The following is a 21,237-nucleotide window of genomic DNA, read 5'->3' as shown; positions in this document are numbered from 1 at the left end:
TCGACGGTCCATGACTTTTTCGTGATGGCGGTCAAATCGTAAAACTGAAGACTCGTGATGCCGTATTTGTCGATATAGTGCTGTATCTCATTCAGGACATCGTCCACCCCGCGAAGGCTGTAGCGGGTCGTCCACATTCGGGGGCTGGAACAGAAGGTGCATTGATAAGGAGAACTGCGGGAGGCCATGATCGGCATGTCTCGATAAGTGGAATGGCTGTGGGATTATTGAGATGCCCAATAGAACTGAATGGCAACGAGGTCCCAGGCCGGCCAGGGAATTTCATCCACTTTTTCAATCCGGGAAAACGCGCCCATGTCGACATAATTTCCCTCTTTATCGATATATTTGATGCCGCGGCAGTTACTGCCGCTTTGTCCCTTGCGCAATGTTTCGCAGAGACTGAGCAGAACTCCCTCTCCCTCGCCGGTGGCCGCAAAATCCAATGAAGAACAATCCCGGAGACAATACTCGGGCAGGGCGGTCGCGTGTTCTCCCCCGGCAACGGCGGGAACGCGGGGAAATTTTTGACGGACCGCATGAATCAAATCCCGGTTGAGCGGCCATTCCCCCGAAAACATGCAGGAAAAGGCAAACAAGTCGGCATCCGGGGGAAGGGCGTCCAATATTTCCTGAAAAGTGGCTCCCTTGCAATAATACCCCTCTCGCCCGCTCCAGGCCCATGACCGGTTCAATCCCATGCCGATGGCGTCGATCAGGGTGACACGGTAGCCGTGGTGGCGTAAATGGCCCGCCAGCAAGGCAAAAGCCAAGGGAGGGGTTGCGTCATTCATGACCGACCGCGAGGAGCTTAAAATAGGCCCGCGGATGAAGACCACGTGAAAATCGGATCCTGTTTGTGTCATGCCGCCGCCGCCGTTCTATTGGGAATTCGGCTCTTCAAATATTCCCTGCTTTCCGGTCCGCAGTTGAACAAGAGATCCACGATACTCAAGTTCGGTTCAAACCGGCCGTGCATTTGCGGGTATTCGGGGTAATCATATGATTTGTATTCCAATGTGATCCCCTGGTTCTCAAATTTACCTTCTTCGATGTAATCCTTTGCGGCGGGGCCGACCAGATAATGGGTGGCTTTGGTCTTTTTGAGAATGTCGATGATCCGATCCGTTTTTATCCCCCGCCCTTCGTAATCATGCGACATGCGGATCGGAGTATGGATGTCCAACGCCTCACTGATCCGGTGGATCAGGGCGCAGTTGAGTTCTGAAATGGTTTTATGCCGCATCGAAAGGATCTCGAAAAGGGAGGGGGCATACCTCTCGAAATAGGGGGCCCTCCGGTAGGCGGATGTCAGGGAACGGACATGCTCCCGAATCCAGTCGTTTTGGTAGCAGATCTCCGTTTCCTTGATCAGGGTTGGCGCCGACCGGCTGAAGGTGACGGGGACCGTCAGCCAAACCGGACCATCGGGGAGGCGGATGCGGTTCCGGTTCCTCCAATCCCGCCGGGTGTATTGGACGTCGTCATAGAGGATGAAGAGATCGACATCGTCGATAAAGTCGAAATACCCGCGCCACGGCAGGTAATTGGATTGGATCATTCCGATTCTCACGGATCGCGTTTAAAACGGCAGTTTGATGACGCCGATTTTTTCGATAATTTTTTCATACCCGTAATCCCAGGGAGCGGCGGCCCAGTGAGCCTTCCGAATCTCCTTGAGGCGCTCGGAAAACCAGATCGAGCGGATTCCCCCCGGGCCGAGCTTGGACAAAACCGTCTCGTCGAACCAGTCGTGGGCGCAAAATTTGACGTTCAGCGCGGGATCGATCGTCAGCCGTTTCCAGAGATGGGCGCAGGCGTGGCGGTCGGGTTGTTCGCGTTCCATTTTTTGCCCGACCTCGGCCTGATTGACCCGTTTTGTCGCCGTATGCAGATTTCGCACAAGGACGAAATCAACGAGCGGCTCCCAATATTTCTTGAAATCATCAACCTCATCGGCCACTATTTTTTGGTCGATCATGTTCACCATGACGCGCGTCTTCGATTTTTTCTTTTCGCGAAGGGCAAGCAGGTGGTGAAGATTGCCGATCACTTCGTGATACTTTCCCCCCTTTCGGACGATCGCATATTTTTCCTTCGTAAAGGCGTCGAGGCTCACATCGATGACGTCGATTCCCAGATCGAGCAGACGTTCGCTCCGTTCAGGGGTGAGCATGGAGCCGTTGGTTGTTAATACGAGGGAAATGGAGGTTTTTTCCTTGGCGTAGGCCACCATGTCGAGCAATCGGCGGTTCAGCATCGGCTCGCCGTCACCCGTGAACCGGATGAACTTCACATCCTCCTCGGCCGCTTCATCAACGATTTTTTTGTAGTCGTCGAAGCTCATAAAAGAGGCCCGGTAGTCCGGCTGGGAAGCCATGATCGGTTGCGGACAATGGGGGCACTCGAAGTTGCAGACGTTCGTCAGATCCAGAATCAACATGATGGGAAACCGGCGCTCCACGTCCAGGTTTTCGATGCATCGGCGTATGAGGGGAGGCTGTTCGTAAGCCATATTAAAATCTTTTGACATGGACCGGGTTGATGCCCATGCCGGTGATGCGCGTCGCCAAGTCCCGGGTCCACGAGTGTTGCATGTAGAAGGGGATTCGATACTTTTTTGTGGTCAGGGCCTTCGTGATCAGGCGTTTCTGCGCCTGATCTTGCAGTTTTTGCATCAGCCAAACGGGCCATTTCCTGATCCGCTGCACTTCGGCCAGGTCTTTCAGGCGCGCATCGCCTCTTCGGAGGGGGAGGGTCAAAACGTTGGTCGTGGCGACGGCGTCCTGGATGGCGCAATTGATGCCCACCCCGCCGGCGGGGGACATGACATGGGCCGCGTCACCGATCAAGAGGAGGCCGGGCCGGTACCATCGTGACGCCATCCCGGGTTCCACGCAAAGAGTGGAAACGTCGGACCATTGAAGCCCTCCCATGCGGAGGGCCAGCTCGGGAAGGACGGGGATCAATTGTTTTTGCAAATGGACGATGCCGAGCGAACGAAGCGCGGCGTAGCTTCCCTTGGGGATAGCGGCATTGATCTGCCAATAATCAAAACGGTCCCAAATGCCGAAATAATAACCGTCCCCGACGTAAACATTAAGCGCTTTCGGGGCCGGATCCGTGGACAGCCGCGGAATGCGGAAACAGATCAGATCAATCGGAGAGGCCATCCGCCGCATTTCGAGGCCAGCCAACTTGCGGACCCTGGAGGTGCGTCCATCCGCGCCGACCGTCAGGGACGAACAGATCTCCTGGCTTTGACCGTTCTTTTTATAGCGAACGCCGCAGATGATTCCCTCTTTTTCGATAAGGTCATGAACCGTTGCACCCATCAGGAGCTCAAATCCGGGTAGATGGGTTGCCTCCTGAATCATGAATTCCAAAAAATCCCTTTGGGGCAGAACAAACAGGTAGGGGAATCGGCTTTTCAAGCGGCTGAAATCGGCCACGACCCAATCGCGGTCCCGATGGACGTAGTTGACGGTCTTGACTGCGGCCCCGTTCTTAAGCTTCAGGAGGCGCTCCACGAGCCCCATCTCGTCCATGATCTCCAGGACGCCCGGGCTGAGAGTGTCACCGCGGAAATCACGGTCGAAGTCGTTTCCTGCTTCCAGAAGCGTCACGGGAATGCCCTGCCTTAAGAGCAGAAGGGCCAGCGTGACTCCGGCGGGACCTCCGCCGACAATGCAGACGGTTGAGGTCACTGGATCCACGCTCAGTGGCTGACTCCAATACCGTAAGGGGCCTTGAATATTGTGATAAAAAGAATTTTCAAGTCAAAATAAAATGACCGTTTCTGCAAATATTCCACATCAAGCTTGACCTTCTGGGAAATGGGCAATTCATCCCGGCCGTTTATTTGCGCCCAGCCGGTTAAGCCGGGTACAAGCTGGTCAACTCTTGTTTCTTTTCTGAGGGCGATCAGATCGTGTTGGTTGAACAGGGCCGGTCTTGGCCCCACAAAAGTCATATCTCCTTTCAAAATGCTCCATAACTGGGGTAATTCATCCAGGCTTGTGCGCCGCAAAATATTGCCGACAGGCGTCAACCATTGTTCCGGATTTTTCATGATGTGAGTGGCCATTTGAGGAGTATCCACTCTCATGGTTCGAAACTTGGGCATCAGGAAAATTCGGTTAAAACGCCCGATCCGCTCAGACCAGTAGAGTACCGGTCCTTTCGCAGTGAGTCGGACGGCGCATGCAATGATGAAAGACGGCAATAAGAAAACGGCTGATAAAAAAAGGGCCAAAACAATGTCGAATAGCCTCTTCATGCCGCCTTTCTCCGATACCCCCTGATCATTTCCGGCAGGGCGTCCCTGAAGGTCACCGAAGGGCGGTAATGGACCTCACGAACGATCTTGTCGCAAGAATACCAGGCGGATCCCGTCAATTTCCCCAGGGAATCGGAATCAAAAATAAACCGGCGCCGGAGGAGGCGTTCGACGACATCGCCCGCCCGGGCCAGAAATTTCAGCAACCCGAGCGGAACCCGCCAACGAGGGGTCGGTTTTCCCAAAACGCAAAGTATTTCCCTGTAAAGTTCCGTTGTCGAGTAATTTTTGCCGTCCGTGACAATATAACATTGGCCTTTCGCACGGGGATTCCTTGCGACAAGAAGCGCCGCGCTCACCACATCCTCGACGGAGACCATGCTCCGGCGGTTGTCCAAAGCCGGAAGCGGGGGGAAAAATCCCCGATGAATCCAGGCGATCATCCTCGAAACGTTCCCCTTGTTTTCAATGCCATAGACGAGAGGAAGGCGGAGGCAGGCAACATGCATGGGAGATTTTTTCCCGTAGTTCAACACGATTTCTTCCGCTTCCCGTTTGGATTTTCCATAAGCAGTGACCGGTTGAGCCTCCTCCGTTTCATCGAAACATCGCGGTGTCTCCTCGCCCATGGCCTTGACACTGCTGAAAAAAATAAATCGTTCGACCCCCGCGGCCATCGCCCCCTCGAGAAGATTTCGGGTTCCTTCCACATTGACGGCGAAATAATCCTCCCCATGATTCCGAACCTCCAAAACCTCGTGAACCTTGCCGGCGAGATGAAAGACGGTGTCAACGCCCTGTGTGGCCCTTTTCATGACCCCGGCGTCGCGGACATCACCCGTGACGGTTTCAAGAAGAACGGGCCCCGAACGGTCCGGAGTGCGGGAGTGGACGAGGGCCCGTACAAGACACCCTTCCTCTTCAAGCCTCGCGACCAAACGGCGGCCGATGAAACCGGAGGCCCCTGTAACCAGCACTCGCTTCATGGTCTCGCTCCCAGGAAGGTGTCTTTGATCATGCCGAGAATCTCATAAAAAACGGATGAAGAAGCGTTCAGTGGACGAATTCCCGGAACCAGCATTTGAGGGGATAATTTTATTGTTCCTTCAAGGCACCCTACCGGCAAAAGAACCGGATTGTCAAAAAAGGGACGAAAATTCATTTCGGATCTCCTCATATGAACCGCGGAGGTCACGATTCCGATTTTTGCGGAACGGGGCAGACCCAAACGTCGAAGCTCGGGGGCATGTTGGCGGGTATTTCCGGATTTCCCCTCAATCACGATTTTTTCAGCAGGAACGCCAAGCCGGACAGCCACGTGGCCCATCACCTCTGCCTCGCTGAATCGACCGGCGCTCACTCCGCCCGAAAGGACCAAAAACCGGGCTTCGCCGGCGCGGAAAACCTCAAGGCCCTGGAGAAGGCGGAAAGAGGTTTCCTCGGCAAGTTGGCCGTCGTTCCAAAGCCCCCCGTCTCTGGCGCCCGCACCAAGGATGACAACGGCATCAAGCCCGTTGAGCGAATCGGCTCTCGAATCGCAACCCCTTTGGATGGTCTTCATCAGGAGGAAAGAAGTGGGGCCGATACTGGCAAGATAAAGGACGATCAAGGGCGACACGAGCAAGAGACGCGAGATCTTCTTCCGACTCCGGAAAATCACGGCGATGACGATAACCAGGAAAAACAGGCATATCGGATCGAGGATTTCCTTGAAGAGGGAATAAAAAAAACTTGCTTCTCTCATTTCAGCCTAGTATCGCGTTCTTGTGAAAGAATTCGTCAAGTCGGGAAATCTTATGAGGGGCATCCGCAAGGCGGTCATTCCCGTTGCCGGTCACGGCACAAGATTTCTTCCCTTGACCAAGGTCGTTCCCAAGCAACTTTTCCCGCTCGGCAAGAAACCGGTTATCCAATATGTTGTCGAGGAGGCGGTCGCCTCCGGCATCGAAGAAATCATCTTTGTCTGTCATCCGGATAAAAAGCAGACCGTCGATTATTTCCGGACGGATCCCGGTTTAAAAAGATTTCTTGCGAAGGCGAAAAAAAAGCGTGAGATCAAAACCCTCTGCGGGATTGAGTCGATGGCCACCTACCGGACGGCCTATCAGGATCGGCCGCTTGGTTTGGGACATGCCGTTTGGTGCGCCCGGCAAGCGGTTGCCGGAGAGCCTTTTTTGGTGCTGTTGCCCGACGTGATTATTTGTCATCCAAAACCGGCCTCTCGACAACTGATTCGCCAATGTCGGGATCAATGGGGCCTTCTGGTGACCAGGGTCCCTCCATCCAGGATCGAGGCCTATGGGGTTATTGAGGGGCAAAAGCTCTCCGACCGAAACTACCGTTTAAAAGGCGCCGTCGAGAAACCAAAGCCCCATGAAGCGCCATCGAACCTCGGCATTGTCGGCCGCTATCTTTTTCCCCCCTCGATCTTCGATCATCTTGAAAATGCAAAAAAGGGGGCTCTGGGGGAATTCCAGTTGACGGATGCCATCGATGCCCTGATAAAAAGCGAACCCGGAAGGGCAATTTTGTGTCAGGGAAAGATCTTTGACGTCGGAACGCTTGAGGGGTTCGCACAGGCCTGGGCCGGTTTTATCCGGGGTTCTCTTTGAACTGTTTGCCGTCGATCCGGCGCAAGGCGGCAAAATCTTTTCCGTGCAACTTCTCCTGAAACGCCGGCTCTTCCCAGGGGTCCCAGATGGCGCTGATTAATTTTCCGGAAATGCCGTCGGATCGGGAGGAGAGAAGGAAGGCGGTCAGTTGCGCCGCGCGTGTTGGAGAACCGGTTTTTTCTTCCATTTGCTTCCGGGTGCTTTCGTAAAAGGACTTTCCGGCCCGGGCCCCGACTTCGAGGGTCTGCAGATGGATTCGTGTGGGGACAAAACCGGGAGCGATGACATTGACGTCGACTCGAAGCCCGGCAAGCTCCAGGGCCATATTTTCCGTCAATCGGATAACCGCCGCCTTGCTACAGGCGTAGGCGGAGTAGTTGGGGAGGGGAGTCGATCCTCCCCCTCCCGAATAGTTGACAATCTTGGCGCGATCCACCCCGTTCATGAGGGGGATCAGGAAGCGGCACATGTAGTAAGTCCCCATAAGGTTGATGTTCACCGCCCTTGCGAATTCGCGGGGATCGGTTTCCTGGAGTTGTCCGATCGGCCCGTAGAGCCCCGCACAATTGACCAATCCGTCGATTTGTTTGAATTGAACGGACAATTCCCTTGAAAGGAGGCGGACCTGTTCCAGGTCGCCGACATCGGCCGGGTGGACCGTATTTTTACCCGGGTGGTGTGCGAGCTTCTCATGCGCTTGAACCAGGGCCGCCCGATTCCTGGCGACGAGAGAAACCTCACCCCCCTGGCGGCAACATTCCTCGGCCACAGCGTAGCCGATTCCCATGCTACCGCCGGTGATGACGATGCGTTTCCCCTGAAGTTTTTTTGGATGACTCATAAGGCCAAAGGCTCTCCGGCAACGACTCGCACCAAACCTCCGCCCTCGACCATCTTTTGCGGGAGAATATTGACGCAATCGATGACGACCGGCCTTCGCATATATTCCAAGAGAGGGGTTGCATCCGGGAGGGCAAACTCCTCCCACTCCGTAAGGATGATCAGACAATCGGCTCCTCGAAGCGCATCCAATTTGTCCTCGTAAATCCGGACCCCGACAACAGATTTTGGAAGTCTTGCTACGGGGTCAAAGACCCTCAAGTCAGCTTGATGGCTATAGCGGCGAATGATCCTTAGAGCGTGGGAGTTATGAGTCGAATCGGTCCCTTTCTTGTAGGAGAGCCCCCAGAGCGCGATCACCGGCTTTTCGGATGCCGTGGAAAAGACATGCCTCTTCAAGGCCTGATCAAGCCATGCGTGTCTTTCCTTGTTGTATTTCACGATGGATTTCAAGAAACCGGCATTTAACCCGTTTTCTTCCGCGAGGCGAATCCAGGTGGAAAGATCTCTCTCAAAATGGCCTCCGGCAAAGCCGAGTCCGGCCCGCCAGGGGCTGTGGGGAGAAAATTTTTTGTCGAGTTTCATGCCGGAGGTCACTTCATGAATACGAGCGCCCAACTTTTCGCAGTAATCGGCCAGCGTGTTCACAAAGGAGAGGTGAGAGGCCATCAGGATGTTTCGCGCCCCTTTCATCAGTTCGGCGCTCTCGTAGGAAACGCACAGGAGTTTTGCGCCGAAGGGTTCCAGGACTTTCCTGACAAGGGGGGCACTCTGTTCCTTGTCGGGGTCCGCAACGCCCAAAAGGGTATAGTCACGATGGAGAAAGTTGTCGATTGCCGTGCCGAGGCTCACAATTTCCACGCAGTAGGTAAGGTTGAACGGGAGATCAGGCCGTCGTTTCCGGATTTTCCCGGACAATTTTCTTGTATAGCCGACAGGGACCTGCCCCATAAAAATAAATTCAACATGACGGGGCAGGCAGGGGATAACGGCATCGAGGAGGGCGTCAATCTCCGACAGGTCGATATTTCCCTCCTCGTCCATGGGGACATCCCTGGCAAAGTAAATGACGGGACATTGTCCGAGAGCGGCCGGATCATGCGTAAACGCGAGTTGAGAATGATGTTTTTTGAGCAACTCTTCCAACCCCGGCTCTTCAAGAGGAATGACATGACGGTTGAGGGAAGAAACGGTCTCTTTGTCGGTATCGAACCCGATCACGTTGAAACCAAGGTGGGCATAGCCCATGCTCCAGACAAGTCCGAGGTGGGAGAGACCCACGACGCCGATGGTTGGAAACGATTCAGGCAAAGAGGATGTCATGGGGATTTTTTGCATGATAAATCCTTTCAATGATTTCCATGGCGCGGAGGCCGTCTCTTCCGTTGCCCAGCGGCTCCCGATCTTCACGGATCGAATTCACAAATTCTTTCGTCTCTTCGTAGAAAGATTCGTCCCCTTCGGGAAAAGTTTCAAGGGTCTCTTCCGCGGGTGGAGTTTTGAGCCATCCCCATCGCGGGGCGTGCCGGATGGTTTGGGGGCCGTAAGAACCGCCGCGCCCTTCCACCTTTATGTACCCATCCGTGCCGATTGCTTCAAAAGAAAACTTGTTGCGCCACTCCGTGATGCTGGTCTGAACAAAAGCAATGATGCCGCCCTCGGTCTCAAAGGTGGTAAAGGCATTATCCTCGTAAGGCGTCTTCCAGAACGCATTCATCCGATGACAGGAAGCCCTGCGCGGCTCTCCGCAAAACCAGCGAATGAGGTCGAGGCAATGGATGCCCGGATCGAGAAGAGCCCCTCCGCCCCCCTGAATTGCATCCGTCCGCCATTCCCGGTCATAGCCCGGTCTGGCTCCATGGCCCAGAATCATCCTCAAATAACGCAGGTCGCCGATCGATCTTTCCAGGACAAGACGATGGGCCTTCCTGATTCCGGGATAATGGCGATAATTAAAACCGGTCTTGAGAATCCGGCCGCTTGCCTTCGCTTGTTGCACAAGGACCAAGGCTTCCTCGGCGGTTCGTCCAAGAGGTTTTTCACACAAAACATGTTTCCCGAATTCGAGCGCCGCACGGGTAACGGCAAACGAGACATTGTGATAAATCGCGACGATGATTGCGTCGAGGTCAGGATCTCTCACAACGTCTTCCCAACGTGTTGAGTATTGCGCGTGACAGGTCGCTGCGAGTTTTTCCGCCGATGACTCGTTGAGATCGACGACCCGACGAACGCTGGTCTGAGGTATCCTTCGAAAGGCCTCAACACGATTTGTTCCCATCAGGCCGGCACCGACGACTCCAACTCGGATTTCCTGTTTTTGTCGGGGAGAGATCAATATCTGGTCCTCATGTTGGAAACGATCTTTGCCCCTTCGAAGTCGAAACGGAAAGGGGTATACCACAACCCCTTGTTTTGCATCACTTCCCTCACCCGGCGCTTGGAGGCGTCATCAGGACAGTAATAGATAAAAAAGCCGCCTCCCCCGGCGCCCATGACTTTTCCACCGAGGGCTCCGGCCTTTCTTGCTTCGGAATAGCATTGATCCAGAAAAGGGTTGGTAATTTGCCCGGAGAGGCGTTTTTTAACCTCCCAGTGCACATCGAACAGATGTCCTATTTCATCCACACGGCCCGATTCCAGATAACGGCGCGTCTGCAATCCAATCTCCTTGATCTCGTGAAGCGTATTCAGGACCGCGGAATCATCGGCGGCGCTCTTTTCGTTTTGTTCGTGAAGGATATCGGAGGCGGCGCGTTTGACGCCCGTGTAGAAGAGAAGCAGATTGTGCTCCAGTCGGTCCAGGGTCTCGTCGGTGACGTTCAGGTTTTCGGCATGGACGGTTCCATCCCGATCAATGGTGAGGCAGAGGAGTCCGCCCAGGGAACAGATATACTGATCCTGTTTGCCGATAGGTTCCTTGAGAATATCAATCTCCAAATGGCAGGCCTCTTCCGCGAGTTCCTTGAGAGTCCTGTAATTCCTCTTGTAGGCATGGAGGCCGTTCAAGAGGGCAACGGTGAAACAACTCGAGGTTCCCAGACCCGAGTTGCCGGGGACATCGGCGAGTGAAACAATCTCCAGATTTCTTGTGATGTCGAATTTTCTCAAGCATTCTCTAAAGAGGGGATGTTTGACATCAGCCGCGTTTTCGACGATCTCCGTCTGGGAATAGCTCAAGCGGACATTGTTCTCAAAACGGTGGTTGACGGCAAGGAACAGATATTTATCAATCGCACCGGCGATCAGGAAACCGCCGAATTTGCTGTAATAGGAGGCCAGGTCCGTGCCGCCTCCACCCAGTGATATGCGCACAGGCGCTTTCGAAATGATCATGGTTCAACTCCTTTCAGCCTGATAAGGTTGGAGGCAACCGCTTGTTCAAAAACCTCAAGCCTTTCAGGCGTTCCTATATCGTAGCATTTAATGTCTGTTGTGTAGGCGGCAAGAACTCCTTCTTGCGCAAGTTCCGGCAGGAGTTCATTCTCAAAAGAATAAGGGCGGTTGGGCGGAATGCGGCCCAGGACTCTTTTTTGAAAAACATAGACACCGGCATCCATATGGGTCATCCCGACGCTGTCGGTTTTGCGGTAGCGCGTTGCCCAGCCCCTGTCCCTGGAAAGACTGAGGTTATTGGGTGCAATCTTTTCCCGATTGTCGTAGGCGGCGACCATTGCTTCACAGCCGATCCGCTTAAACCGGTGGATCAGCAGGTGATAATCAACAGGAAGCAGACTATCTCCATTGAGAAGCAGAAAACTCTCCTCAATGAGAGGTTCCGCCAATTTCAAGGCCCCTGCCGTTCCCATGGGAGAGGATTCACAGGAATAACGAATCGAAAGCCCCCGCTCTTTGCCGTCGCCGAAGTAATTCCGGATTTGATCCGAGAGATGTCCCACGAGAAGAAGAAAACGATTGAACCCGGTTTTTTTGAGCCATGCAAACTGGTACTCAAGAAAAGGCCGATCAAGCACCGGAACCATCGGTTTTGGGATACCCCGTGTAACGCGCTTGAGGCGCGTGCCCAACCCGCCGGCCAGGATGACAATTTGCGCCGTTTCTTTCCTACCGTTGCTTTTTCCAGGTGGGGGATTGACCAAAACAAACACCCAAAGTGATTGCCACCGCCGCCGCTGAATTCACCAGGAGAAAATAGGAAGGGATAAGAAGAAGTTTGGGGAGTTTCCATCCGATCCTGTCCGCGAGTAAAGAAACCAGTGAAAAGGCATAAAAGGCGCCCTGGAGCAGTAAAAGCAACCCGAATCCCCTTGACTGCACCGAGAGGACAGCCGTGCTTAAAAAGCACAGGATCAGCCAGAACGGCACCGTATAGCGCAACAACCGAAGAGAAAATATTTGAAAGACGATCGCCCAACGTCCAAAAGAAACGGCGTTTCTTATCAGAATGAGGGAGCTTAGGGCATTCCAGCGGACAACCCGTATCTTGCGGGCAAATTGCTGTTTTGTCGTCTCGGAACCCGCCTCGTCCGCAATCGCTTCCGGTTCCGCGACAACGACAAAACCATGTATGGCTACCAGAGTGCATAACTCATAGTCATCGCCCCGATTCGGGGAAATGGGAAAATAGAGCGGTTTTCGAATGGCAAAAATGGCCCCATTGACGCCGGGAACAAAACCATTGAGGCCATTGGAGCGCTTCCGGAGGAATTTATCGTAGGCCCAGTAAAGTTTTTCTCCAAGCCCTCCGACCGATTCCGACGGTTTGTTGTAGTTCAACTGTCCCACGACGCATCCCACGGCCGGATCCGCTAAATTTCGCACGAGCTTTCGCAACGCATCGGTATGATAAAAGGCATTTGCATCGGAAAAGACGAGAATTTCACCCCGCGTTGACGGGACGACCCGATAGAGGCTGGCCGCCTTTCCCCGTCGGCCTGAAAAGGCATGGAGGATGACCCCCTTTTGATGATACTCTTGGGCGATTTCGTTGGTTCGGTCGGTTGATTCCGATGAGATATGGATTTCAAGCTTCTCCTTCGGGTAATCGAGTCCCAGAGAATTTTCAATTTTTTTACGAATGTGACCTTCTTCGTTATAGGTGGAAATGATCAGGCTGACGGTCGGGAGATACGACTCGTCCTTTTGATATGTCTTGCGTCCCAAGACCCCCAGAACCATCACCAATCCGGGGTAGATGAAGTAGGTATAGAGGGGGACGGAGAGGCTGATGACAAACAGGCAGATCAGCATGACGATCCGGGAAGAGGGAAGTTAGGCCGCCTTCTCCTTTTTTTCAAAATCCCGGGGCACGAGTTTTGGGACAGGGGCTTCCTGGGGATAGGAATGATCGAATTCCGTTTTGCAAGGGGCCCCGTTCAATCGGCTCGATTGTGTCGAGGCGAAACCGTTTCGTCGACCAAAGGTTCCTTTCAAAAGAAAACGGACGAAACGCCGCCCGGCGCGAATGTTTCGCTTCAGTTCCGCGGGACGCAGAAGCGTTTGAAAGGCTTTATAGGCCAAGTAGCCGGGCCGGGTATAATATTTTTTTCGCGCATAATCACACCAGTCAACAATCTCCCGGCTATCCATATCCGGCATGCGAACCACGCTGTTGTGGAGCCCCTCTTCGGTCACCCACTGATCGTAACTCTTCACCGTCATGAGGTTGTTTTTCTTCGCCCATTCATAATCGGGGGTTCCCGGATAGACCATGAGCGGAAAAAACTGCATTGTGTCATCCCGCAGTTTTAGGGCGAAATCGAGCGATTCCTGCAGAGTCGAACGCGTGTCCCCCGGATTGCCGACCATGAAGCATCCGTGTACCATGATGCCCGCTTTTTTGGTGTTTTTGGAAAAATCGAGGATCGACTGGACTTTTAATCTCTTTTTCATCTTATCCAGCACTTCCTGATTGGCGCTTTCGTAACCGGTTCCCAGATGGGGGCAACCCGCCTTTTTCATCAATTTGAGGCTGTCGAGTTGAAGGGTGCACCGAACATGAGCGTACCATTTGAGTTTGATTTTTCTTCGCATCTTTTCTTCACAAAACTCATGGACCCGTTTCACGCTCGCACCGAAGGTGTCATCTTCAATAATCACTTCCCTGACTTCAGGGAGGTTCCTTTCAATCCACTCGAATTCGTCCACAACACTTTTGGCGCTTCGCATGCGGTAAGTCAGTTGGTGGATGGCGTAGGGATAGACACAGAACGTGCATCGATCGGTGCATCCGCGAGCCGTCATGATCTGGATCTCGGGATAATCGATCGAGGCCCAGAAGTAGTCGCGGACGTCGAGGTGTTTCTTGTAAATTTGACTGACGAAGGGGAGTGAATCCAGATCTTGAATCTGGGGTCTTGCGGTGTTGTGATAGGTTTTTCCGGCGACCTGGAAAGAGAGACCCTCGATGCCCTGAAGGAGTTGAATCTTTTTCCCGGCATCCAATTTCTGAAATTGGATTCCCGAAAGCTTCTCGGCCGCTTCACGGACCGTAAAATCGGCCTCTCCCCTCGCAATGGCGTCGATGGCCGCGTCGAACTGCAAGGTTTCTTCAGGAAGGGCCGAGGGATGAGTGCCCATCAGCATGACGAACGAATCAGGATGTTGGGCCTTCACAGAGGCGCCAAAGGCGATGTCGCTTAAGAGACTGGGCGTGCTGGTGTCAAGAACCACCAGGTCCGGTTTAAAATCGGCGATGAGGGAAAGCATTTCCGCTTTTGGGGTTCTTTTGGCGCAGGCGTCGTAGAGATATACTTCATGGCCGGCAACCTCCGTGACACCGGCGGCATAAGCAAGCCAGACCGGAAAGTAATTGGTTCCGCTTTTGGTAATCGCGGGACTTCTTGAATTCTTGGAAAATTTCCCGTACTCGACTTTAAAAGGGGCGTTGAGGAATAAAGCCCTCATTCGTTTTTCTCCTAGGCAGTGACACGGAAAACATACCGTTTCATAAATCCGAAAAAATTGGATGCATAGGTCCCAAGTTCGGAAAAACTGTGTATGGATTTGACCCGGTCCCAGATATAGCTTGGGCGCAGATAAAACTGCCGAAGCCCGTAATGGGCAAAATCGTATATCTCTTTGCCGCTTAAGTGCGGGTAGTCATAAACAGGTTCACGAAGAGGATCGTATAGATCCCACTGCTTATGCTTCAGAAGGCCGTTCTCCTCCATGTATTGGTAGTGGGGCGTTCCGGGCGCCGGGACCGCAATGCCCAGGGTGATAAACGAGGCCGGAAGCGTTTTTAAAAAGGCCAGGGTCTCCCGCATCGACTCGTGCGTCTCTCCCGGAAAACCAAAGACACAAAAAACCAGGGCATCAATGCCCGCCTCACGCGTCATTTTCACGGCATTGTAGACGATCTCCCTTCGCGTTCCCTTCTTGATATTTTTCAGGACCTGGTCATCGGCGCTCTCCATCCCGATGCCGATTGTATGGCAACCTGTCCTCTTCATCATCTTGAGGATATCCTTGTTCAGACAGTGAGCCCGGGTCGTGCACCACCAGGTCAGATCGATCCCCTCACTCAAGACGCGTTCGAAAATTTCCATGTTCCATTTGTGGTCATAGGTGAAAGTCGGGTCATTAAGGAAGATTTCCCGAAACCCCAATTTTGAAACCCACTTCATTTCATCAATAATGCTGTCCACGCTCCGGGGCATGACGGTGCCGAAGAATGCCGGCTGACAGCAAAAATTGCACTTGGCGATGCAGGCCCGGCTGAATTGGACCATCGTTTTGGGAAAGCGCTTCATCGTGGGGTCATGATAAATTTCCTTCCGAAGCTTGTCATGAGCGGGAAACCCGAGATCATCAAAATGTCTTAACGGCGGAGACGGCCGTGTCTTGATCAGTTGTCCATCTCCACTGCGATACATGATCCCATGGGCATCCGGCAGGTTGGAACGGTTTTGTGCGATGCTTAAGGCCGACTGCTCCCATTCATTGGTATAAATCCCGGCGTCGAGATCGGGAAAATCGCGCATGGTCTCTTCCGTCAGCGCCATGAGATGGGTCCCCATCGCAACTGTCAGACACTCCGGATTGAGCCTCTTGACGAGGGCCGCCACTTCCATGTCTTTGTATAGCGTACATGTTGATGTGGACAAAAATATAATGTCCGGATTCAGTTTTTTCAAAAGGACTTCAACATCCTGGATTTTCTCCCTGGAGTTGTTTGCATCATGAAATGTATTCTCGAAGCCGTGTGAGCGGAGGTAACCGGAAATCCACATGACATCCACGGGGGCCTTTCTAAAATCGCTCTTATTGCCGCCGTTTCCCCCGTAAATTCTCTGATTGCCGTACTTGGATACAGCCGGTGGTTCCAGGACCAGTATTTTCATCGTTTGACCTTTTTCGGATTAAAGTCAATTAATACCATGTGAACAAACGGCGGGCAAGGGGATTTTCCGTGGATTCAGGCTCCATAGAAGGTATTGAGGCCGACTCCCGACTCTTCCATGATGGTTTGGCATCGGGAAGATCGAAGGAACTCCAGGACGTTGATCCTGGAGCCGGTAACAGAATCACGCCGGCGCAATGCCTCGTCGACATATCCCGGATGGCAAAAAAAGATGTCCCTTGGGCCCGGTTTCAGGGTCAGGTAACGTTGGAAAACGGCTTCGAAGCGCGCCTCTTTTTCGTAATCACAAAATCCCAACAGGAATCTGTTGGAGGGAATTCCTGTTTCATTCATCAGAAGGGCTGTCGAACCACCCGGCAGGGAGACGAGGTGATTGCCGACAAAGAACTTCCAGGAGTGTCTTAATCCCTTTGTCCACAGCCATCGCATGGGAAGCCTCGCCACACGCACATAAATATTTTGATGACGCTGGATGAGGCTCCGAAGAGCGGTGGCCAATGCCTTCCGGATGACCGGCAACTGTTGGACGTGTTGATGACCATCAATGAAATCGGGGGGGCGGCCCGCGAGGGTTTCAAAGCGCCTGATTTGTTCCTCAATTTCCCGCAGAACACAGCCAAAATCAATCGCCCGCCGGTAGGCGCGAAGCGACAGTTTTGAGAAAGGAACCAGCTTGCCATGGGCATCAACGAGACCGGATTCGGGTTGCAAGGGGGTTAACGGACGGTCATCGGTCATGACAAGGTGTAAACCGAGGTCAATACCGTTCCCGATTCCATTTATTCTCCTCATTGACTCATCAACATGGGGGCCGAGCATCATGCAACTGACGGCGGAAAGCCTCTTTTCTTTGACCAGTTCCAGAATGCCCGTACTGACGGCGGGAGAGATGCCGTAATCATCCGCGCAAAGAATCATCAACCGCTCCTTTCCCAAGCCATAACAGGGCTCGTATTCTGAAAATCAGCCCTCGAAGGGGCGCATAGACGTAAAGCTTCATCACGGCAAAATTGAACAGAAAGCAGGTTCCGTCGGCCAGGGGTTTGGCGTAAAGAAGCCGGAGCCCCCATCGTTGATGCGCAAACCACAGGAGGACAAAAGAGAGGGTGTAACTTACCGCATAGAGAAGAAGGAAACGGCGGATCTCAATCAGCGTTCTTCCTTCGTGGCGGTCAAAGCTGAAGTGTTTGTTGATAAAAAAACTGACAGCCCCGCCGACAATGCGGGAAACAGCCTGGCAATAAATAAAGAAGAGGCCCGAATGGACCAGGAGCGTGAAGACGGCAATGTCGCTCAAGGCCGATAAGGCGGCCGCCATGGTGAAGAAAGCGAATTCTCTGGAGGTTTTTTTAAGACTCAAGAGCCGGCCACCGCGTCGATCAATTTTGCGGCCTCCTGCGCCCCGTCCAATCTGCATTCAAATTGGCGGTGGGCCTGAACAAACCGGGGGAAACAGGAAATCATTTCGCGGATTTTATCCATCGCATTTTCTTCGGTCGCCACAAGACCCAAACCGGCCTGTTCGACAATCCGGGCGTTAATGAATTGTTCCGCATGATTTTCAACCGGAATCACGATCACCGGTTTTCGGAGGACAACGGCCTCGCTCACGGCGCTAAAGCCCCCATTGATCACCATCATGTCCGCCTGATCAACCAGATGTTTGTTGGAAAATGTCTTTCCATGGTATGTGATCGATCCTTGGGAGACGCCGGCTCGGCCAATGACATCGATCTTGATCTCTTGTTGACGGGTGAGAGGCTCTAAAAAATGGGTGCTCGACCCAAACTTTGAACCGCTCAACATGACCAGGATTCTCTTTAACTCGGGTGAGAACGGCCTCGGTTGAAAGCCCTCTCTGATAAATGGAGCAAAGTGTTTCACCGGCCCTCCATTGTCGTTTTGCGGCAGAAGGGCGGGGCTAAGAACCAAATGGGGCACCTTCCGGTGAAACCAACCGTCGCATTTCTCGATCAGGTACTGCATCCGGATGCTCCTGGGGAGAGACGGTAATTTCCTGCACTCCTGAATAACGATGTCGGCGTTATTCAGGGCGATAATTGGAATACGAAGCGATCTCTTCAACCATAACAGGGTATAGTCCGAATCAATAACGACGGCCCGGTATCCGTTTTGCCCAATGAGGTTTTTGACGAATTTGATGTTGCTGATGAAAATTTTGAAAAAGTCCGGAATGGCCAAAAGAGTTTTCCAAACGCTTAACTTGCCGCCTTTGCTTCCATAATAAAGGGAACGAAGCTCATGGATATTCGGGACATACGGACATTCCCTGAAATACTGAACTCCATTACCGGAGGTCAGGACATCGATGATGCAACCCCTTTTTACAAGCGGTTGAATAATCGAGTCACAGCGGGTCGAATTGCCCAGACCGAGGCCATTGACGATGAACAGGATTTTTTTGCCTTCTTTCATTCGTGATCCTCCGATTTCGAAAATTTGAGCGCCAGTGAAAACAACGCCGCTTTTTGGCGCCTGACCGGAATCAATCCGGCCGCTTTCGCCCATTGGTCGACTTCTTGAAGTCGAAAGAGGCGGACAGGGACATGGTGAGACCGGTGAAATAACCGGTAAAAACGCCCCAGGAGAGACTGCAGGGGTAAAAGCACAATCAACGATCCTTTCGTACGAAGCATTTTAGAGGCATTGCCGAAGATAACCTCCGGATGTTCCAGAAACTCCAAGGCTCCCGCGCATAAAATGAGATCGAACCGATCTTCGCTGACGAAGTTTTGAATGTCGGCTTTTTTTTTCACACAGCCCGGGATGCGGATCGATTCAACCATTTTCGGTGAAAAATCCACGGCAACCAGACTCCGGCAACCCAGGTCGCTTAATCGGCGTGTATAGTATCCCGATCCGGATCCCAATTCCAAAGCGTCCCCGAGCGGCCCCGATCCGATCATGCTTGCGATGACGGAGGCCTCCCTGCGGCGAAGCCATCGCCAAATCCCGCCCTCGGATTTTTCGGCGTACCCGGAAGCGACGGAGTCAAAATAGGTTTTGGCGCTATTCATGTTGCACATCCACCCCATTCGGCAATTTAAAAACAAAACCGCCGAAACTCAAACGGCGCGAGCGATAACATTGCGGGGGCGCGCCATAACACGATTGAAATATTTCGACCATTTGATGCGAGGAATAATACCTTGGCCGGTAAGATCCCGTTCGGCGTCCATAGAGGCAGTAGACATAGAGTCGATGGAGCAATAATTTCAACGAGGGACGACGCTCCGAAAAACTATGGAGGTAATACTGACAGTGAATCCGGCGGATCATTTGGGAGATCGTATCCGGGTCAAGCCAATCAAGAAGCCCCAGAGAGAAGCAGATATCGGTCGTGGTGTCCTGCAGGGACCCGGCATCAGCCTGATGGAATTCGGCCATCGAATCGGCTCCCAACGCCTTTACCCGCGATCGCGCCCGTTCAATGGCGACTTTTGAAACGTCGATCCCGATATACTTTTTGGCCCCCGATCCGATAAGGACCGGCAACAGCCGCGCCGTTCCGCAACCGATTTCCAGAATGGTGCGGTTTTTGGCGATCTTTTTAAGAACGCCAGAGGCGATATCCATTCTCGCTTTTAAAGATTGATTGACATCCAGGAGGCGTCGAACCCCCATTTTGACTTTGTCATATTTGTCCCCCTCCCATTTGAGAATTTTCTCATCCCAAAATTGCCGGCGTTCGATGTCTTTCACAGGAGCCCTTCATATAACACCTGGGTTGTATTCCAACTTTGGACCTTGTCCCGGTTTTTTGCGAGATACTGAATATCGGCGCCGCTCTCCTCATAGCTTCCGGAGACAACCGTCTTGTATTTGAACGAAAGGCTCAAATTTTTGCCGTCCGGGTTTCGGGTGAGGGCGCCTGGAACGGATGTCAGCGGTGTCAGCATGAATCTCCCGATCTCTCCATCGGAAAATCGGAGTATCTCATTGAAGTCTCCACCCTGTAAAACCAGGTGGACATCCTCGAGCCATAGTCGTGGCCAGGGCCTGTAAAGCCCGGCGTAGGCGGTCATGGTGTTCAAGTGACCCATGAGTTGGCTACTCTCAAGGGTGGCCCGCCATCCAATCTCTTCCTGATTTCTTTGGAAGGAGAGCCGGATGACCATGGGGAGGGAGGACTTACGATCAAAAACGGCGAATTCAAAATCCTGTTTGATCCACCGGCCCGACGAGTCAACCTGCTTTTCATTTTTTAGAAGAATGCTTTGCGAATGGGCCGGGATCTTTGCCATGGTCAGACCCATTTTCTCGTTAATCACCCATGCGTTGCCGGTATTGTGAAAACAGTTGCCGCGGCCGGGTCGTTGATATTCAAAGAAAACAAGACGATTCTCTCCGTGAATCCGGGTCAGGTCAATCCCAAAATGAGCCCGAATATTTTTCAAATAATAGTCAAGAGAATAGAAATCCACCATGGGTTTGTGCGCCACCAGGGTGCACCGATCCGGATCCGATTCCCTTGACGGAATGTCGTTCGTCACCGCACCGTAAAGATAATCCGTGTAGATTCCCCACGATGGGAATTCGAAAGGCGGGTCCGTATGCCCGGGGCCTTCGTTTCGCAGGCGGTCGAGAAAAAAAACATCTTTTTGATAACGCTCTTTTGAATAACCAAGCTCTTGCTTCACCTCGCGCACGTCCTTCACCACATCGTCCAGAATAAAGAAGGCGCTTCGGTCGAACATGACCGAGTTGGGCGCAAGAAGGATGACGGAGGCCAAAACAAGGCCTTGAAACGGCCGATAGCAGGCCGGGGGGAGCCGCGAAGCGACCGCCTCCATGGAAACCGCTATCCAGAGAGGCAACAGGGGAAAAAAGATAAACGAATACCAGTGATGCCCGTGCCGTGAAATCCCCGACCATTGCCAGACCAAAAGGAGGGGGACTATCGCCAAAAACGGCAGGATTTGGAGGCGCCTACCCTCCGAGAACCGAAAACGGGAGCGGTACCCCCACACGACAAATATTCCCATGCCGGCCAGGCATGCGATCAGGAACAACCCTGCTTCAAGACCGATAACGGTCCGAATGTAGAATAACACCGCCCCGGGGCGGATAAACGGTGCAAGACCCGGGATCCAGCCCTGGGTGATTTCCACGAGACGTCCGTAGCCGGTTTCCAGGGAATGTGTCGTGAAGACCTTGAC

At 53.0% G+C, this 21,237-nt stretch carries 23 protein-coding genes; 1 reads left to right on the top strand and 22 read right to left on the bottom strand.

What is annotated here, in order from left to right; all coding sequences use genetic code 11:
- From HYU99_06100 to HYU99_06065, 8 genes are all read right to left on the bottom strand, one after another.
- On the bottom strand, window positions 1–197 hold a 197-nt coding region (locus HYU99_06100; protein ID MBI2339920.1), incomplete at its 3' end, for a radical SAM protein.
- A 27-nt stretch (window positions 198–224) separates the two neighbouring features.
- Window positions 225–866 carry a cobalamin B12-binding domain-containing protein gene (locus tag HYU99_06095; GenBank protein MBI2339919.1) on the bottom strand — a complete coding sequence of 214 codons (642 nt, stop codon included), beginning with the start codon at window positions 864–866 and terminating at the stop codon, window positions 225–227.
- On the bottom strand, window positions 863–1,561 hold the full coding sequence (locus HYU99_06090; protein MBI2339918.1) for a WbqC family protein: 699 nt from the start codon (window positions 1,559–1,561) through the stop codon (window positions 863–865). The genes HYU99_06095 and HYU99_06090 overlap by 4 nt, the downstream gene beginning before the upstream one ends.
- A 21-nt stretch (window positions 1,562–1,582) precedes the next feature.
- Window positions 1,583–2,515, bottom strand: a complete 933-nt coding sequence (locus HYU99_06085) for a radical SAM protein (GenBank protein MBI2339917.1) — start codon at window positions 2,513–2,515, stop codon at window positions 1,583–1,585.
- 1 nt (window position 2,516) lies between these two features.
- Window positions 2,517–3,722 (bottom strand): FAD-dependent oxidoreductase, encoded by a 1,206-nt coding sequence (locus HYU99_06080; GenBank protein MBI2339916.1) that lies wholly within the window; start codon window positions 3,720–3,722, stop codon window positions 2,517–2,519.
- Window positions 3,719–4,279, bottom strand: coding sequence for a sugar transferase (locus tag HYU99_06075; GenBank protein ID MBI2339915.1), 561 nt, complete (start codon window positions 4,277–4,279; stop codon window positions 3,719–3,721). Before HYU99_06075 ends, HYU99_06080 begins: the two co-directional genes overlap by 4 nt.
- The gene (locus HYU99_06070; GenBank protein ID MBI2339914.1) at window positions 4,276–5,265 is read right to left on the bottom strand and encodes an NAD-dependent epimerase/dehydratase family protein; all 990 of its coding nucleotides are present in this window, start codon (window positions 5,263–5,265) and stop codon (window positions 4,276–4,278) included. Before HYU99_06070 ends, HYU99_06075 begins: the two co-directional genes overlap by 4 nt.
- A complete protein-coding gene (locus HYU99_06065; GenBank protein MBI2339913.1) occupies window positions 5,262–6,023 on the bottom strand; it encodes a YdcF family protein in 762 nt (253 codons plus the stop codon). Before HYU99_06065 ends, HYU99_06070 begins: the two co-directional genes overlap by 4 nt.
- A gap of 22 nt (window positions 6,024–6,045) precedes the next feature.
- On the opposite strand from HYU99_06065, the gene HYU99_06060 reads away from it, so the two are divergent.
- Window positions 6,046–6,891 carry a UTP--glucose-1-phosphate uridylyltransferase gene (locus HYU99_06060; protein ID MBI2339912.1) on the top strand — a complete coding sequence of 282 codons (846 nt, stop codon included), beginning with the start codon at window positions 6,046–6,048 and terminating at the stop codon, window positions 6,889–6,891.
- On the opposite strand, the gene HYU99_06055 is transcribed toward HYU99_06060, so the two are convergent.
- The 14 genes from HYU99_06055 to HYU99_05990 all read right to left on the bottom strand — a co-directional run.
- Complete coding sequence (locus HYU99_06055; protein ID MBI2339911.1) at window positions 6,872–7,732, bottom strand: SDR family oxidoreductase; 861 nt, start codon at window positions 7,730–7,732, stop codon at window positions 6,872–6,874. The genes HYU99_06060 and HYU99_06055 overlap by 20 nt on opposite strands.
- Window positions 7,729–9,054 carry a UDP-glucose/GDP-mannose dehydrogenase family protein gene (locus HYU99_06050; GenBank protein MBI2339910.1) on the bottom strand — a complete coding sequence of 442 codons (1,326 nt, stop codon included), beginning with the start codon at window positions 9,052–9,054 and terminating at the stop codon, window positions 7,729–7,731. The genes HYU99_06055 and HYU99_06050 overlap by 4 nt, the downstream gene beginning before the upstream one ends.
- The gene (locus HYU99_06045; GenBank protein MBI2339909.1) at window positions 9,035–10,012 is read right to left on the bottom strand and encodes a Gfo/Idh/MocA family oxidoreductase; all 978 of its coding nucleotides are present in this window, start codon (window positions 10,010–10,012) and stop codon (window positions 9,035–9,037) included. The genes HYU99_06050 and HYU99_06045 overlap by 20 nt, the downstream gene beginning before the upstream one ends.
- 53 nt (window positions 10,013–10,065) lie before the next feature.
- Window positions 10,066–11,067, bottom strand: coding sequence for a sugar kinase (locus HYU99_06040; protein MBI2339908.1), 1,002 nt, complete (start codon window positions 11,065–11,067; stop codon window positions 10,066–10,068).
- The gene (locus HYU99_06035; GenBank protein MBI2339907.1) at window positions 11,064–11,831 is read right to left on the bottom strand and encodes an NTP transferase domain-containing protein; all 768 of its coding nucleotides are present in this window, start codon (window positions 11,829–11,831) and stop codon (window positions 11,064–11,066) included. The genes HYU99_06040 and HYU99_06035 overlap by 4 nt, the downstream gene beginning before the upstream one ends.
- Window positions 11,797–12,942, bottom strand: coding sequence for a glycosyltransferase family 2 protein (locus HYU99_06030; protein MBI2339906.1), 1,146 nt, complete (start codon window positions 12,940–12,942; stop codon window positions 11,797–11,799). Before HYU99_06030 ends, HYU99_06035 begins: the two co-directional genes overlap by 35 nt.
- 21 nt (window positions 12,943–12,963) lie before the next feature.
- Window positions 12,964–14,598 (bottom strand): cobalamin B12-binding domain-containing protein, encoded by a 1,635-nt coding sequence (locus HYU99_06025; protein MBI2339905.1) that lies wholly within the window; start codon window positions 14,596–14,598, stop codon window positions 12,964–12,966.
- 11 nt (window positions 14,599–14,609) lie between these two features.
- A complete protein-coding gene (locus HYU99_06020) occupies window positions 14,610–16,037 on the bottom strand; it encodes a radical SAM protein (protein MBI2339904.1) in 1,428 nt (475 codons plus the stop codon).
- Between the two features lie 74 nt (window positions 16,038–16,111).
- On the bottom strand, window positions 16,112–16,975 hold the full coding sequence (locus HYU99_06015; GenBank protein ID MBI2339903.1) for a ChbG/HpnK family deacetylase: 864 nt from the start codon (window positions 16,973–16,975) through the stop codon (window positions 16,112–16,114).
- Window positions 16,956–17,375, bottom strand: a complete 420-nt coding sequence (locus HYU99_06010) for a GtrA family protein (GenBank protein MBI2339902.1) — start codon at window positions 17,373–17,375, stop codon at window positions 16,956–16,958. The genes HYU99_06015 and HYU99_06010 overlap by 20 nt, the downstream gene beginning before the upstream one ends.
- A 38-nt stretch (window positions 17,376–17,413) precedes the next feature.
- Window positions 17,414–18,493 carry a hypothetical protein gene (locus HYU99_06005; protein ID MBI2339901.1) on the bottom strand — a complete coding sequence of 360 codons (1,080 nt, stop codon included), beginning with the start codon at window positions 18,491–18,493 and terminating at the stop codon, window positions 17,414–17,416.
- The gene (locus HYU99_06000; protein MBI2339900.1) at window positions 18,490–19,095 is read right to left on the bottom strand and encodes a class I SAM-dependent methyltransferase; all 606 of its coding nucleotides are present in this window, start codon (window positions 19,093–19,095) and stop codon (window positions 18,490–18,492) included. The genes HYU99_06005 and HYU99_06000 overlap by 4 nt, the downstream gene beginning before the upstream one ends.
- A complete protein-coding gene (locus HYU99_05995; protein ID MBI2339899.1) occupies window positions 19,088–19,780 on the bottom strand; it encodes a class I SAM-dependent methyltransferase in 693 nt (230 codons plus the stop codon). Before HYU99_05995 ends, HYU99_06000 begins: the two co-directional genes overlap by 8 nt.
- Window positions 19,777–21,237 (bottom strand): hypothetical protein (locus HYU99_05990; protein ID MBI2339898.1); only part of this gene is annotated, 1,461 nt, incomplete at its 5' end. The genes HYU99_05990 and HYU99_05995, both read right to left, overlap by 4 nt.

The organism is Deltaproteobacteria bacterium (genome assembly GCA_016183175.1).
Lineage (GTDB): Bacteria > UBA10199 > UBA10199 > UBA10199 > SBBF01 > JACPFC01.
The sequence above is the reverse complement of the archived record's forward strand: the minus strand, read 5'-3'. Positions and strand labels throughout refer to the sequence as shown.

What these genes read in the sequence shown, in the direction of transcription:
- HYU99_06095 (MBI2339919.1), bottom strand. Translation starts at nt 866, where the DNA reads ATGACACAAACAGGATCCGATTTTCACGTGGTCTTCATCCGCGGGCCT.
- HYU99_06090 (MBI2339918.1), bottom strand. Translation starts at nt 1,561, where the DNA reads ATGATCCAATCCAATTACCTGCCGTGGCGCGGGTATTTCGACTTTATC.
- HYU99_06085 (MBI2339917.1), bottom strand. Translation starts at nt 2,515, where the DNA reads ATGGCTTACGAACAGCCTCCCCTCATACGCCGATGCATCGAAAACCTG.
- HYU99_06075 (MBI2339915.1), bottom strand. Translation starts at nt 4,279, where the DNA reads ATGAAGAGGCTATTCGACATTGTTTTGGCCCTTTTTTTATCAGCCGTT.
- HYU99_06070 (MBI2339914.1), bottom strand. Translation starts at nt 5,265, where the DNA reads ATGAAGCGAGTGCTGGTTACAGGGGCCTCCGGTTTCATCGGCCGCCGT.
- HYU99_06065 (MBI2339913.1), bottom strand. Translation starts at nt 6,023, where the DNA reads ATGAGAGAAGCAAGTTTTTTTTATTCCCTCTTCAAGGAAATCCTCGAT.
- HYU99_06055 (MBI2339911.1), bottom strand. Translation starts at nt 7,732, where the DNA reads ATGAGTCATCCAAAAAAACTTCAGGGGAAACGCATCGTCATCACCGGC.
- HYU99_06050 (MBI2339910.1), bottom strand. Translation starts at nt 9,054, where the DNA reads ATGACATCCTCTTTGCCTGAATCGTTTCCAACCATCGGCGTCGTGGGT.
- HYU99_06045 (MBI2339909.1), bottom strand. Translation starts at nt 10,012, where the DNA reads ATGGGAACAAATCGTGTTGAGGCCTTTCGAAGGATACCTCAGACCAGC.
- HYU99_06040 (MBI2339908.1), bottom strand. Translation starts at nt 11,067, where the DNA reads ATGATCATTTCGAAAGCGCCTGTGCGCATATCACTGGGTGGAGGCGGC.
- HYU99_06030 (MBI2339906.1), bottom strand. Translation starts at nt 12,942, where the DNA reads ATGCTGATCTGCCTGTTTGTCATCAGCCTCTCCGTCCCCCTCTATACC.
- HYU99_06025 (MBI2339905.1), bottom strand. Translation starts at nt 14,598, where the DNA reads ATGAGGGCTTTATTCCTCAACGCCCCTTTTAAAGTCGAGTACGGGAAA.
- HYU99_06020 (MBI2339904.1), bottom strand. Translation starts at nt 16,037, where the DNA reads ATGAAAATACTGGTCCTGGAACCACCGGCTGTATCCAAGTACGGCAAT.
- HYU99_06015 (MBI2339903.1), bottom strand. Translation starts at nt 16,975, where the DNA reads ATGATTCTTTGCGCGGATGATTACGGCATCTCTCCCGCCGTCAGTACG.
- HYU99_06010 (MBI2339902.1), bottom strand. Translation starts at nt 17,375, where the DNA reads ATGGCGGCCGCCTTATCGGCCTTGAGCGACATTGCCGTCTTCACGCTC.
- HYU99_06005 (MBI2339901.1), bottom strand. Translation starts at nt 18,493, where the DNA reads ATGAAAGAAGGCAAAAAAATCCTGTTCATCGTCAATGGCCTCGGTCTG.
- HYU99_06000 (MBI2339900.1), bottom strand. Translation starts at nt 19,095, where the DNA reads ATGAATAGCGCCAAAACCTATTTTGACTCCGTCGCTTCCGGGTACGCC.